Origin of the sequence: Duganella sp. Leaf61, assembly GCF_001421905.1 — a bacterium.
Lineage (GTDB): Bacteria > Pseudomonadota > Gammaproteobacteria > Burkholderiales > Burkholderiaceae_D > Rugamonas > Rugamonas zoogloeoides.
This window is the reverse complement of record NZ_LMLM01000007.1, coordinates 26,726-40,528: the sequence shown is the minus strand read 5'-3', so window position 1 is coordinate 40,528 and position 13,803 is coordinate 26,726. Positions and strand designations below refer to the sequence as shown.

Here is a 13,803-nt window from a genome sequence, read left to right as displayed (position 1 = left end):
AGATGGCATACATATTGCTATCCCTTTCGTTGATCAGGCGCTAATATTGCCTTTCTGTTGCCCAGGGCGGCTGGCCCGAATCAGGGAAACCTCGAACCATCCCACAAGGGTTTTGCGAGGTGCTCCTGTCTCACATTTGGAGAGATGATGGAACGACGTGCATTCCTCAACATTGGTAGTCTGGCGCTGGGCACGATGTTGCTGCCCGCTTTTGGCCGCGCCATCGCGGCCGAAGAATTACTCAATCCGGTCGCCCTGCAGTTCAAGAAAATGCTGGCCGATACCGCGATGACGGCCGCCACCCAGGCCGGCGCCAGCTACTGCGACGTGCGCGTGGGCCGCTACCTGAACCAGTTCATCACCACCCGCGACCTCAACGTGGAAAACGTGGTCAACACCGAATCTGCCGGCGTGGGCGTGCGCGTGATCGCCGGCGGCGCCTACGGCTTTGCCGCCACCAACGACATGACGCCCGACGGCGTGGCCGGCGCCGCGCGCCAGGCCGTGGCGATTGCCCGCGCCAACGCCAAGCTGCAAACCGAACCTGTCGTGCTGGCCCCCGTGAAAAGCCTGGGCGAAGTGGCGTGGGCCACGCCCATCGTCAAGGACTGGCGCACGGTGCCGATCAAGGAAAAGGCCGAGCTGCTGATCACCGCCAACAAGGCCGGGATGGACGGCGGCGCGAGCTTCATGCAGTCGATGCTGTTTCAGGTGAACCAGCAAAAATACTTCGCATCCACCGACGGCTCGTATATCGACCAGGACGTGCACCGCCTGTGGATGCCGGTGTACGCCACCGCCGTGGACCAGAAGAGCAACAAGTTCCGTACCCGCCAGGGCCTGTCGGCGCCGGTGGGCATGGGCTACGAATACCTGGATGCGCGCCCCGAGCACAAGGTCAAGGCGGCCGGCGGCGTGACCACGCTGTACACCAAGTCCTATGACCTGATCGAAGATGCGCGCGCGGCCGGCAAACAGGCAAAACAGAAGCTCACCGCCAAGTCGGTGGAGCCGGGCAAATACGACCTGGTGCTCACGCCCGAGCACCTGTGGCTGACCATCCACGAATCGGTGGGGCACCCGACCGAACTCGATCGCGTGCTCGGTTACGAGGCCAACTACGCCGGCACCAGCTTTGCCACGCTCGATAAATGGGAAACCAAGAAATTCAAGTACGGTTCCGATATCGTCAACATCGTCGCCGACAAGACCACGCCAGGCTCGCTGGCCAACGTGGGCTACGACGACGAGGGCGTGCCGTGCAAGCGCTGGGACATCATCAAGGACGGCATCCTGGTCAATTACCAGGCCACGCGCGACCAGGCGGCCATCATCGGCGAGAAGGAATCGCACGGCTGCTCGTACGCCGACAACTGGAGCAGCGTGCAGTTCCAGCGCATGCCCAATGTGTCGCTGCAGGCCGGTAAAAAGCAGCTGACGCCGGACGAGATGGTCAAGGACGTCAAGAAGGGTATCTATATCGTGGGCGACGGTTCGTTCTCGATCGACCAGCAGCGCTACAACTTCCAGTTCGGCGGCCAGCTGTACTACGAAATCAGGAACGGCAAGATCGGCCAGATGCTCGAAGACGTGGCCTACCAGTCGAACACCCAGGAATTCTGGAACGCCTGCACGGCCATGTGCGACGAGCGCGATTGGCGCATGGGCGGCTCCTTCTTCGACGGCAAGGGCCAGCCTTCGCAGGTGTCGGTGGTGTCGCATGGCGCCAGCACGACCCGCTTTAACGGGATTAATGTGATTAATACTGCGCGCAAGATCGCTTAAGCCGGAGACCCTGACCAATGAAAAACCTGAACCAGGACGACGCCAAGCGCATTTGCGACAAGGTGCTGGCGCTGACCAGCGCCGACCAGTGCGAAGTGAACCTGACCGGCAGCCGCAATGGCAACATCCGCTATGCGCGCAACGCCGTTTCCACGGCGGGCCTGATCGAAAATACCGAACTGGCGATCGCGGTCGCCTTCGGCAAGAAGCAGGGCATCGCCACCATCAATGAGTTCGACGACAAGTCGATCGAGCGTGCGGTGCGCCGCGCCGAGGAACTGGCGCGCCTGGCCCCGGACAACCCGGAATTCATGCCCACGCCATCGAAACAGCAATACAAGGCCAGCGAAACGTTCTTCCAGAAGACCGCCGACATCGACCCGGAATTCCGCGCCCAGGTGGCTGCCTACAGCATCGAGAACAGCCGCAAGAACAAGCTGGTGGCAGCGGGCTTTTTTGCCGACAGCGCCAAGTTTACGGCGGTCGCCAACTCCAACGGCGTCTTCGGCTTCCAGCGCGATACGGGACTGGACTTCACCATTACGGTGCGCACCGAAGACGGGCGCGGTTCGGGCTGGGCCAAGCGCAGCGTGGGCGATGCATCCAAATTCGACGCGCGTGAAGCGTCCAACGTCGCCATCGAAAAAGCCTTGCGCTCGGTGGAAGCCAAGGCATTGGAACCGGGCCGCTACACGGTGGTGCTCGAACCCGCCGCCACGTCCGACATCCTGGCCTATATGTTCAACGACTTCGGTGCGCGCGAGGCCGATGAGGGCCGCAGCTTCCTGTCGAAAAAAGGCGGCGGCAACCGCAAGGGCGAAAAGCTGTTCGACCAGCAGGTCAACGTGTGGTCCGATCCGTGGGATGCCAACGTGGCCGTGCTGCCGTGGGATGGCGGCTCGATGCTGGCGCGCGAACGCCAGGACCTGATCAAGAATGGCCGCGTCCAGGATCTCAATTACTCGATGTACTGGGCCAAGAAGCAGGGCCAGCGCGCGGTCGGAGCGCCCGGCAACATCATCATGGCCGGCACCAACAAATCCACCGAGGAGCTGATTGCGAATACAAAAAAAGGGGTGCTGGTCACGCGCACCTGGTATATCCGCATGGTCGATCCGCAGTCGGTGCTGCTCACGGGTTTGACGCGCGACGGCACGTTCTACATCGAGAACGGAAAGATCAAGCACCCGATCAAGAACTTCCGCTTCAACGAAAGCCCGGTCTCGATGTTGAACAACATCGATGAACTGGGCCGGCCGGAAATCCTGTCGGGCGACGAATCGCCGTACCAGTTGCTGGTGCCGGCCATGCGCGTGCGCGATTTCAATTTCACGTCGCTGTCGGACGCGGTTTAAAACAGACTTTTGGAGTATCAGTGGAACGACGTTCATTCTTAAAGGTCAGCGCCGCCGCCGGCGGCAGCTTGCTGATCCCCGTTTTCGGTAACGCCATCGCCGCCGACGAGTTGCTGAGCCCAATGGCGGTGCAGTTCAAGAAGTCGCTGGCCGACGCCGCCCTCAACGCGGCCACCAAGGCCGGCGCCAGCTACTGCGATGTGCGCATCGGCCGCTACCTGAACCAGTTCATTACCACGCGCGACCTCAACGTGGAAGACATCGTCAACACCGAGTCGTCCGGCGTGGGCGTGCGCGTGATCGCCGGCGGCGCCTACGGCTTTTGCTCGACCAACGTGATGACGCTCGACTCGGTGGCGGACGCCGCGCGCCAGGCCGTGGCGATTGCCCGCGCCAATGCGAAGCTGCAGCTCGAACCGGTGGTGCTGGCACCCGTCAAGGGAGTGGGCGACGTGGCGTGGGCCACGCCGTTCAAGAAGGATTGGCGCGCGGTGCCGATCAAGGAAAAGGCGGAAATGCTGATCGCCGCCAACAAGGCGGGCCTGGACGCGGGCGCCAACTTCATGCAGGCCAACCTGTTTCAGGTCAACCAGCAAAAGTATTTTGCGTCCACCGACGGCTCGTACATCGACCAGGACATGCACCGTTTGTGGTCGCCGTTCACCGCCACCGCCGTGGACAAGGCCAGCAACCGCTTCCGCACCCGCGATGGATTGTCGTCGCCGGTGGCGATGGGTTACGAATTCTTCGATGCCCGTCCCGAGCACAAGCTCAAGGCGGCCGGCGGCGTGACCACGCTGTACAACGGCGCGTATGACCTGATCGAAGATGCCCGCGCGGCCGGTCGCCAGGCGCGCGAAAAGCTCACCGCCAAGTCGGTGGAGCCGGGCAAGTACGACCTGGTGCTCTCGCCCGAACACCTGTTCCTGACCATCCACGAGTCGGTGGGCCACGCGACGGAACTGGACCGCGTGCTTGGCTACGAAGCCAATTACGCCGGCACCAGCTTCGCCACGCTCGACAAGTGGCAAAGCAAGAAATTCAAGTATGGCTCCGATATCGTCAACTTCATCGCCGACCGCACCACGGCGGCATCGCTCGGTTGCGTCGGTTACGACGACGAAGGCGTGCCGGCCAAGCGCTGGGACATCATCAAGGACGGCATCCTGGTCAACTACCAGGCCACGCGCGACCAGGCCCACGTCATCGGCGAGAAGGAATCGCAAGGCTGCTCGTACGCGGACAGCTGGAGCAGCGTGCAGTTCCAGCGCATGCCCAATGTCTCCCTGGCGGCGGGCAAGAAGCAGCTGACGCCCGACGAAATGGTCAAGGACGTCAAGAAGGGGATTTACATCCTCGGCCGCGGCTCGTTCTCGATCGACCAGCAGCGCTACAACTTCCAGTTCGGCGGCCAGCTGTATTTCGAGATCAAGAACGGCAAGATCGGCAACCAGCTCGAAGACGTGGCCTACCAATCGAACACCCAGGAGTTCTGGAACGCCTGCACGGCGCTGTGCGATGCGCGCGACTGGCGCATGGGCGGCTCCTTCTTCGACGGCAAGGGCCAGCCGAGCCAGGTGAGCGCCGTGTCGCACGGTTCGCCCACCACGCGCTTCAACGGCATCAATGTGATCAACACCGCACGCAAGATAGGATAAACGATGAAGATGCTCACGCAAGACGAAGCAAAACAGATTTGCGACAAGGTGATGGCGCTGTCGAAAGCCGACGAATGCCGGGTGCAGATTTCGGGCAGCCAGCGCGGCAACGTGCGCTATGCGCGCAACAGCGTGTCCACCGCCGGCCTGGTGCAAAATACCCAGCTCACCGTGAGCGTGGCCTTCGGCAAGCGCCAAGGCACGGCGTCGGTGAACGAGTTCGATGACAAGTCGCTGGAAAAAGCCGTGCGCCGCGCCGAGGAAGTGGCGCGCCTGGCGCCGGAAAATCCGGAGTTCCTGCCAGCCGTGAAAGGACAGGTTTATAAAGCATCGTCGACTTACAGCGCGGCTACCGCCGCCATCGATCCAGAGTACCGCGCCGAGGTGGCGGCAGCGAGCATCGAGCTGGCGCGCAAAAAGGGGCTGGTTGCCGCCGGCTTTTTCAGTGACACCACCGGCTTCGAGACCGTGGCCAACTCCAACGGCGTGTTCGGCTACCAGACCCTGACCAACCTCGGCTTCACGGTCACTACGCGCACCGAGGACGGCCTGGGTTCGGGCTGGGTGACGCGCTCGGCCAACGATGCCGCCAGGTTCAACGCGCGCGAGGCGTCCGAGATCGCCATTGAAAAGGCACTGACCTCGGTCAATGCCAAGGCCATCGAACCGGGTCGCTACACGGTGATCCTGGAGCCGGCCGCCACGTCGGAAATCATCGGCCGCATGTTCGGCGCGTTCGATGCGCGCCAGGCCGACGAGGGCCGCAGCTTCCTGTCGAAAAAAGGCGGCGGCAACCGCCTTGGCGAAAAGCTGTTCGACGAGCAGGTGAACCTGTGGGCCGATCCGTGGAACCCGGACGTGCCGGTGCTGGGCTGGGACAATGCGTCGATGCTGGCGCGCGAGCGCACCGACGTGATCAAGCGCGGCAGGATCGCCTCGCTCGACTACACCCCTTACTGGGCCGAGAAGCAGGGCAAGCGCGCCATCGGCCGCCACGGCAACATGATCATGTCCGGTGGCGGCAAGTCCACCGAGGAGCTGATCGCGTCCACCAAGAAGGGCGTGCTGGTCACGCGCACCTGGTATATCCGCATGGTCGATCCGCAGTCGCTGCTGCTCACGGGCCTGACGCGCGACGGCACCTTCTACATCGAGAACGGCAAGATCAAGCACCCGATCAAGAACTTCCGCTTCAACGAAAGCCCGGTGTCGATGCTGAACAATATCGAGGAACTGGGCAAGCCGGTGGTGATCGGCGGCGACGAAGTGCGCTACCAGATGATGATCCCGCCGATGAAGGTGCGCGACTTTAACTTCACGTCGCTGTCGGACGCGGTGTAAGGCAGACGGATTTGGCCTGGGATTTCTACTTCACCCGCCTGACTTACGAGTCGGGCGACTGGGATGTCGATGTGCGCATGCCCAGCAACGTGCTCAATTCGCTGGTCGAGTACACGACCCTGCGCGTCGATCCGGTGGAGCGTATCGTGGCCCTGTCCGACCCGAAAATGCTCGAGGCGCCGTTCTGCTACTTCGCCGGCCACAAGCTGGTGCAATTCACGCCGGCCGAGCGCAAGAACCTCGAGCGCTACGTGAAGGGCGGCGGCTTCGTGTTCGTGGACGACTGCAACCACGATATCGACGGCCTGTTTGCCAAGTCGTTCGAGTCCGAGATCGCCAGCATTTTCGGCAAGCGCGCCCTGAACAAGATTCCGAACAACCACCCGGTCTATTCGAGCTTTTTCAAGTTCGAGGGGCCGCCGACGACCGGCGTGGAACTCAATGGCTGGGGCGACGACCTGGTACACGACTACCTGAAGGCGGTGGAAGTGGGTGGACGGGTGCGGATTTTATACAGCAACAAGGACTATGGCTGCGAGTGGGACTACGACTTTCGCAACAAGCGGTTTCTGGCGATCGACAACACCCGCTTTGCGGTCAATATCATTCAATACGCGTTGGGAGCTTAGATGAGCGGTACGATGGGCGCAATCGCCTGGAGCGAAAGTGAAGTTGGCGCGTTGTCCGCCAAGGTGGTGGCGCTCAAGGCCAGCATGTCGAAGGTGATCATCGGCCAGGAAAACGTGATCGACTCGCTCATCATCTGCCTGCTGGCCGGCGGCCACGCGCTGGTGGAGGGCGTGCCGGGACTGGGCAAGACGCTGCTGGTCAAGTCCCTCTCGCAGGCAACCGACATGGCGTTCCACCGGGTGCAGTTCACGCCCGACCTGATGCCGTCCGATATCGTCGGCACCGAGATCCTGGAAGAAGACCAGGCCACGCGCAAGCGCGAGTTCCGCTTCCAGCCCGGCCCAGTATTCACCCAGGTGCTGCTGGCCGACGAGATCAACCGCGCACCGCCCAAAACCCAGTCGGCGCTGCTCGAAGCGATGCAGGAACGCAGCGTCACCTTCGCCGGCCAAACCCATGTGCTGCCCAAGCCCTTCTTCGTGCTGGCGACGCAGAACCCGATCGAGCAGGCCGGCACCTATCCGTTGCCGGAGGCGCAGCTCGACCGCTTCCTGCTGCGCATCGATGTCGTCTATCCGACCGAGGAAGAAGAAATCCGCATGGTCGCCGCCACCACCAACGCCGGCCTGCGCGATGCCGAACCGGTGATGGACGTGGCCACGCTGTTGCGCCTGCAGCAACTGGTGCGCGATATCGAAATCGGCGAGCATCTGCTGGCGTACGCCACGCGGCTGGTGCGCGCCACCCGGCCTGCGCTCACCACCGTGCCGGCGGTGAAGCAGCACGTGGGCTGGGGCGCCGGTCCGCGCGCCGGCCAGGCGCTGGTGCTGGCATCGAAAGCGCGGGCGCTGATGCACAACCGGCTGGCGGTCACTCGCGAGGATATCGGCGCCATGTTGCTGCCGGTACTGGCGCACCGCGTGATCCGCAACTTCGAGGCCGAGGCCGACGGCGTGGCAATTGCCGACATCCTGCTGGCGCTGCGCGAGCATATCCGTCCCGATTAGCCGACGCTCCACGTCCATTTCGTCCAACACGCGCCCATTGCCGATGCCCGTTTCACCTCCATCCCCCGCCGCCATGCCCGCTGCGACCAATGCCGCCATGGCCGCTACGCGCGACCTGGCGCTGGTGATCCGCCACGTGCTGGCTGGTCTCGGCCACGGCATCCACGCGGGCCGCGAGCGCGGTGCGGGCGTCGAGTTTTCCGAGTACCGCGCCTATGCGCCCGGCGACGAATGGCGGCGCGTGGACTGGAAACTGCTGGCGCGCGCCGACCGTTATTTTGTGCGCGAGGCGGAGCGCGACAGTCACGTCGCCACCTGGCTGTGGCTCGATGCCACGGCCTCGATGGCGGAGCCGAGCCGCGAACTGAAAGGCGTCGATAAACTGTGGTTTGCCCGCACGGCACTGGCCTGCGTGGCCGCCATCGCCCAGCGCCAGGGCGATGCCTTCGGCCTCGCCATTTGTAGCGGCGGCAAGGTGGCATTCACGCCGGCCGATCGCGGACCGCGCCACTTGCAGCGGGTGCTGGCGCGGCTGGCTGCCGCGCGGGCGGACGGCCTGCCGCCGACCGCGCAGGTATTGAAATCGAGCCTGCATTTTGCGCGCGCGCCGAGCCTCGTATTTGCCGCCACCGATGGCCTGGACTGGCACGGCCAGGCTGGGCCGTCGCCGCTGTCGGAGGCGCTGCTGCGCCTGCGCAAGCTGCACCACGACGTGCGGCTGCTGACGGTGCGCACGCGGGCCGAAGTCGAAGCCAGTTTCCCTTCCGGCGCCGCTTATCGCGATCCCGAACAGGAGACGGGCCTGCACAGGTTTACCAAAGCCGACCGCGCGGCATACCTGGAGCGCAGCGCGGCCCACTTCGGCGCGATTGCCACCAGCTGCCGCCAGCACGATATCGTCCACCACGAGGCGTGTATCGAGCAGCCGCTGGCGGACGTCCTGCGCCGCTGGCTGCAAAAAGCGGGAGCGCGTTGATGACGAGTAGCTATCCCTGGTGGTGGCTGGCGCTGCCGCTGCTGCTGTTGCTGCCGATCTGGTGGCACCGGCAAAAGCGCCAGCGACTCGACGCCCAATTTCTGGCTACCGCGCGCTTCCTGCCTGCTGCCGCGCCGCAGCAGTTGCGCGTATGGCAGTGGCGCGACCGCTTGCTGTTGCTGGTGCGCTGCCTGTTGCTGGTGGCGCTGATCGCCTGGCTGGCCGTCACCATATTGCCATGGCGCGGCGACACGGTGCTGGTCGATGCCGGCGCCGATCAGGCGTGGGCTGCGCGCCAGATCGCCGATGCGGGGATGGATGGCGCGCGGCGCATCGATTTGCCGCCGGACGCGCTGGCCTGGCTGCGCCACAACGACCGTGACTGGCGCGCCGGTGCGCGGCTGTTGATCGTTGCGCGCGAGGGACAGATCGGCATGCCCGCGCGGGCGCTGCAGTTCGGTCACGCGGTGGAATTGCGGGTACAGGCTGCGCCAAACGTACCTCCGGCACCAGCCACGTCACCTGTGAGTCACCGGGTCGCGCTGTCGGCAGTGCCCGAGCGCGTACAGGCCTGGCGCGCGCTATTTGCTGCGTTCGACCAGGCTGGCGATGGCGCGCAGCGTTACGTAATTGCCGGCGCGCCCGTCGCCGCGACCGAATTGATCGTCTGGGATACGCCTGCACTGGCGCCGCCCGCAGACTGGCGCGCGCCGCACTGGTGGCTGGGCGCAGGTAATGACAAGGCCTGGCCGGAACTGAGCAAGGCCACCACCATCACCATCAACGGCATCACACTGCGCTACGCCGACAGTCCGCGCGGCCTCCTGTGGACCTCGGCCGCCTTCCCGCCGCAAGATGCCGAGACCGCGCGCGCCCTGTACGAAGCATGGCGCCTGCTCGCTGCTGCACCGGCGCCTGCCTATCCGGCGCCGTCGCACAAGTTTGACGTGGCGTCCGCTGTCGCCGATGCCAAGCCTGCCTACTGGATCGCCTGGCTGTTGCTGGCACTGTTTTTACTGGAACGGAGTCTGACCCATGCCCGCCGCTCCTGACCTGTTGCGCCAGCGGCTGTGGGCCGCCGTGCTGCGCCGCCGTGCGCCAGCCTGGTTGGCGGCGTTGACCCCGCTGGTGGCCGCTGCTGTGCTGCTGCCGGCCATGCGCACGTGGCTGCTGGCGGCGCTGGCCGCCTGGGCGCTCGGGCTGGCGCTGGACGCCTGGCGCTGGCGCCAGCGCATTGCCGCACAATGGGCCGCCTGGCTGGACGCCGCCGTGCCGGCGCTGGAAGACAGCAGCGCGCTGCTGGCCGGCGAGCCAGCCACGCCCATGGCGCGCTTGCAGCAGCAGCGGTTGCAGACGCGCCTTGCTACCAGCTTGAGCGCCGCCGACTATCGCGCCATTGCCTGTCGCCGCGCGCCGCTGGCCGCACCATCCTCGGTCGCTCCGGTGGTGCTGGCGGTGATCGTCGCCGGCGCCGCCTGGCTTTACGATGCCAGCGCCGTACGCGCCGTTGCGCAACCCGCCGCAACGCCTGTTGCCAACACGCCGGTGGTCGCCGGCGAAATCTACCTGCGCGTGACGCCGCCTGCTTACACTGGCGTGGCCCCCTTCGAGACCGGCACGCGCGATATCGAGGTGCCGCAATACGCGCAGGTGCAGTGGTGCGTGCGCCAGCCGGCCGACTCGCCCGCCGAAAAGGCAGCGGTGGAGCTGAGCGACGGCGCCATCCTGGCCGTTGGCGCAGCCTGCGCCACCCGCCGCGTAGAGGACTCGCTGTTCTGGCGCGCCCGCAATGCCGGCACTGGCGGCGGCGCGCGCTACAACATCCGCGTCACACAGGATCAAGCGCCGCAGGTGACCATCGCCGAGCCGGTTGAATTGATTCACCTGCTGGCCAGGGATGCGGCGGCCGCGCGCATCGCCGTGGTGGTGCGCGACGACTACGCCATCGTGCGCGCCAGCCTGCATATGACGCTGGCGCGCGGCAGCGGCGAGAACGTGCGCTTCACCGACCGCGAAGTGCCGCTGCCCAAGTCTGCTGACCCTAAACAGCGGACCTGGAACAAGCAGTGGACCTTGCCGGAACTGGGCATGGAGCCGGGCGACGAACTGTATTTCTTCGTGCGCGCCACCGACAACGATCCCGAAAATCCGCACACCGTGCAGTCGCCGACCTATACGCTGCGCCTGCCGGGACCGGAGGCCGAAAGCGTCGATTCGACCGCGCTGCCCACCATGGTCAAACCGGAGAGCCTGCGCAGCCAGCGCCAGGTCATCATCGACACCGAACAACTGGTGGCCGACCTCCAGGCCCGGCCCAGGCTGGCCGACCTGCGCGCGCGCAGCGAGGCGATCGCCGCCGACCAGGCCGCGCTGCGGCTGCGCTACGGCCAGTTCCTGGGCGAGGAATCGAGCCTGTTCGGCGACGAACACGGGCACGAGGAGCATGACAGCAAGCAGCCCGGCCACAAGGAAGGTGACAGCCACAAAGAGCATGACAGTCACGAGGAGCATGGCGGTGCGTCCAGCGACCAGCAGCACAGCAACCAGTCGATGGGCACCGAGGTGGGCGCCATGCAGCGCTTCGGCCACGTCCACGACCAGGAAGACAACGCCACCATCTTCGACCCGCAAACCAAGGCGATCCTGAAACGCGCGCTGGCGGCCATGTGGGATGCGGAAAAGGCGTTGCGCGCGGTGACACCGAAGGCAGCCCTGGGCCCCGAGTACAAGGCGTTGGGCGCCATCAAGGAACTGCAGGCGGCCGAGCGCGTGTACCTGCACCGCACCGCCTTTGTACCGCCCGCGCTCAAGGAAGAAAAACGCATGAGCGGCGACATGGTGGGCGCCATGAGTTACAAGCGCGCGCAGGGAGCCCCGGACGACACGGTGCCGGCCGAAGTGCGCGACCTGGTGCAGGCACTGGCGCTGGATGGCGCGCTGCCGGCGTTGTGGAGCAAGGCCGCGCGTGACGCCATCGGCGTCCGCATCGCCGACCCGGAACAGAAACTGGCGGCGCAACGCGCGGTGCAGGATGTGCAGGACGGCTGCGTACCGTGTCGCGGTCCGCTGCGCGCCTGGCTGCGCGGCACGCTGGCCGATGCGCCGGTGCTGGTGCAGGCGCGCGTGGCGACGCAGTCGCCGTTCCTGAGCGCCTGGCGCAACGAGACCAGGCAGCAGGATCAGCCAGAACAGCAACCGCCGCAGTCCAATCATCAGCCGAAACCGGAGCCGCAACGATGATCACGGTTACTCATCTGGCGCCGGCCTGCGTGGCGCTGGCCATCGGCGTACTCAGCGCCGCGCTGTATGGCCGGCGGCGCCAGTGGTTCAACGCGTTGCTGGCCGTGCTGGCGGGAGCGGCGCTGGCTGTGGCGCTGGCTGATGCCCGCCTGCCCGTGCCTGCGCCCGCGCTGACGATCACCACCGATGCCAGTGGCGCCATCACCGACGCCCAAGTGCAGGCGATTGCAGATGCCGGCTCGATCGACCTGGCCGGCGACGGCCTGCGCGCCGCGCAATGGCAGGATCTGCCGGCCCGCCCGCTGCGCTGGACGCCAACCAAGGAAGAAGCGCTGTCGCTCGACTTCCCGCGTACCATGGCGCTGGGCCGCGTATTCACGCTGACTGTACACCGCCCGCAGGCGCAAGGCGCGTGGCGGCTGCAGCTGCTGGCCGAGAACGGCCAGGTACTGGCCGATTCGGCGTCCAGTGCCGCTAATGCGCCAAATGCAGCTAGCGCCCCCAGCCGCAGCGCTGGCAAATCGTCCCAAAGGTCCGTGCAATGGTTGCCGCCGGTGGCCGAGGCGATGGTGCTGCACGCGCGCGTGCTCGATGCCGCCGGCAAGGTCGTCGCCAGCGGACCGGTACCGGTCCAGGTAACGGCCGCCGTGCCGCTGCAGATCGTCGGCCGCTTCAACGCGCCCTCGTTCGATGCCAGCGCGCTCAATCGCCTGCTGACCGACGGCGGCGCGGTGCTCGACTGGCAGGTCGTGCTGGGCAAGGCCATCGCCCGCACCGAGACGGCACGCACGGCCATTATGGCTCCCAATGCGATGGTGGTCGATGCCGCCCATGTCGAACAGCTGGCGCCAGCCGCGCGCGCGGCCTTGCTGGCGCAAGTGCGGCAGGGCGTGCCGCTGGTGGTCCTGGGCGGCAACGCGGCCGATGCCGGTCTGTGGCAGCGCGACCTGGGCTTGCGGGTGCGGCCGCAGTCGCCGACCACGGAACAGGAAGACCAGCGCCGGTTTGCGCTTGCCGGTGCGGAGTTGACGCTGGCGCCGGCTGCACTGAATCCCGATGATGCGCCCGGCGGCGAGTGGACGACGCTGGCGCGCGACAGCCATGCGCGGCCATGGGCGTGGCAGCGCGCGCTGGGCCAGGGGCGCGTGGTGTGGATAGGCGTGGCCGACTGGCACCGCTACGCGATCAGCGCGCCACGGGCGCTGGCGCTGTGGTGGCAGGGGGCGATGGATGCGATGGCGCTGGCCGGCGAGTCCGGGGCCGGGTGGGTATTGACGGACCCGATGCCGCTGCCCGGGCTGCGCACCGAGATTTGCGCGCGAGGCGCCAAGCCAGGCGCGGCGCTGCATATCGACGGCCTGGCCGATACCCGTCTGCTACCGCGTGCCGACAAGGCCGATGCCGTGTGCGCCGCCGTGTGGGCGCCACAGGCGGGCTGGGTGGCGCTGCGCAGCGAGGGCCTGGAGGCGGGACGCCAGTACGTGTATGCACCTGGCGACTGGCCGGCGTGGCAGCGCACGCTGCGGCGCGAGGCGACTGCCGCCTATGCTGCGCGCGCTGTCGGCACGCGGGCTGCCACCAGCGAGGCAAACGTCAACGGCACCAGTGATGCCACCAACGCCACTAACGGCACCACTAACGGCACCACTAACGGCGCCGTCAATGACCGCCCGCTGCCCGCGATGCCTTTTGCCGTCTTGTTCGCGCTGTGCCTGCTGGCGCTGTGGTGGCGCGAGCAGCACGGCAACCCCGCACGACCAGCGCCGGGGCGCAATGCCGAAACCGACTCCGGCCTCCCGGTGGCCGGGTAA

The 13,803-nt window shown here is 66.0% G+C and carries 10 protein-coding genes; all 10 read left to right on the top strand.

The window, feature by feature from the left end:
• Positions 1 to 147 precede the first annotated feature (147 nt).
• The 10 genes from ASF04_RS08150 (at position 148) to ASF04_RS08105 (ending at position 13,803) form a co-directional block, all read left to right on the top strand.
• Positions 148 to 1,785 carry a TldD/PmbA family protein gene (locus ASF04_RS08150; RefSeq protein ID WP_056139811.1) on the top strand — a complete coding sequence of 546 codons (1,638 nt, stop codon included), beginning with the start codon at positions 148 to 150 and terminating at the stop codon, positions 1,783 to 1,785.
• A gap of 17 nt (positions 1,786 to 1,802) precedes the next feature.
• A complete protein-coding gene (locus ASF04_RS08145; RefSeq protein WP_056139806.1) occupies positions 1,803 to 3,140 on the top strand; it encodes a TldD/PmbA family protein in 1,338 nt (445 codons plus the stop codon).
• 20 nt (positions 3,141 to 3,160) lie between these two features.
• Complete coding sequence (locus ASF04_RS08140) at positions 3,161 to 4,798, top strand: TldD/PmbA family protein (protein ID WP_056139804.1); 1,638 nt, start codon at positions 3,161 to 3,163, stop codon at positions 4,796 to 4,798.
• A 3-nt stretch (positions 4,799 to 4,801) separates the two neighbouring features.
• Positions 4,802 to 6,139 (top strand): TldD/PmbA family protein, encoded by a 1,338-nt coding sequence (locus tag ASF04_RS08135; protein ID WP_056139801.1) that lies wholly within the window; start codon positions 4,802 to 4,804, stop codon positions 6,137 to 6,139.
• Between the two features lie 11 nt (positions 6,140 to 6,150).
• The gene (locus ASF04_RS08130) at positions 6,151 to 6,768 is read left to right on the top strand and encodes a DUF4159 domain-containing protein (protein ID WP_019923526.1); all 618 of its coding nucleotides are present in this window, start codon (positions 6,151 to 6,153) and stop codon (positions 6,766 to 6,768) included.
• The gene (locus ASF04_RS08125) at positions 6,769 to 7,776 is read left to right on the top strand and encodes a MoxR family ATPase (protein WP_227012321.1); all 1,008 of its coding nucleotides are present in this window, start codon (positions 6,769 to 6,771) and stop codon (positions 7,774 to 7,776) included.
• A gap of 73 nt (positions 7,777 to 7,849) precedes the next feature.
• Positions 7,850 to 8,752: a DUF58 domain-containing protein gene (locus ASF04_RS08120; RefSeq protein ID WP_056139795.1), complete on the top strand. Its 903-nt coding sequence runs from the start codon at positions 7,850 to 7,852 to the stop codon at positions 8,750 to 8,752.
• Positions 8,752 to 9,804 carry a hypothetical protein gene (locus ASF04_RS08115; protein WP_056139791.1) on the top strand — a complete coding sequence of 351 codons (1,053 nt, stop codon included), beginning with the start codon at positions 8,752 to 8,754 and terminating at the stop codon, positions 9,802 to 9,804. Before ASF04_RS08120 ends, ASF04_RS08115 begins: the two co-directional genes overlap by 1 nt.
• On the top strand, positions 9,788 to 11,992 hold the full coding sequence (locus ASF04_RS08110) for a DUF4175 family protein (RefSeq protein ID WP_056139787.1): 2,205 nt from the start codon (positions 9,788 to 9,790) through the stop codon (positions 11,990 to 11,992). The genes ASF04_RS08115 and ASF04_RS08110 overlap by 17 nt, the downstream gene beginning before the upstream one ends.
• Positions 11,989 to 13,803 carry a hypothetical protein gene (locus ASF04_RS08105; RefSeq protein ID WP_056139785.1) on the top strand — a complete coding sequence of 605 codons (1,815 nt, stop codon included), beginning with the start codon at positions 11,989 to 11,991 and terminating at the stop codon, positions 13,801 to 13,803. Before ASF04_RS08110 ends, ASF04_RS08105 begins: the two co-directional genes overlap by 4 nt.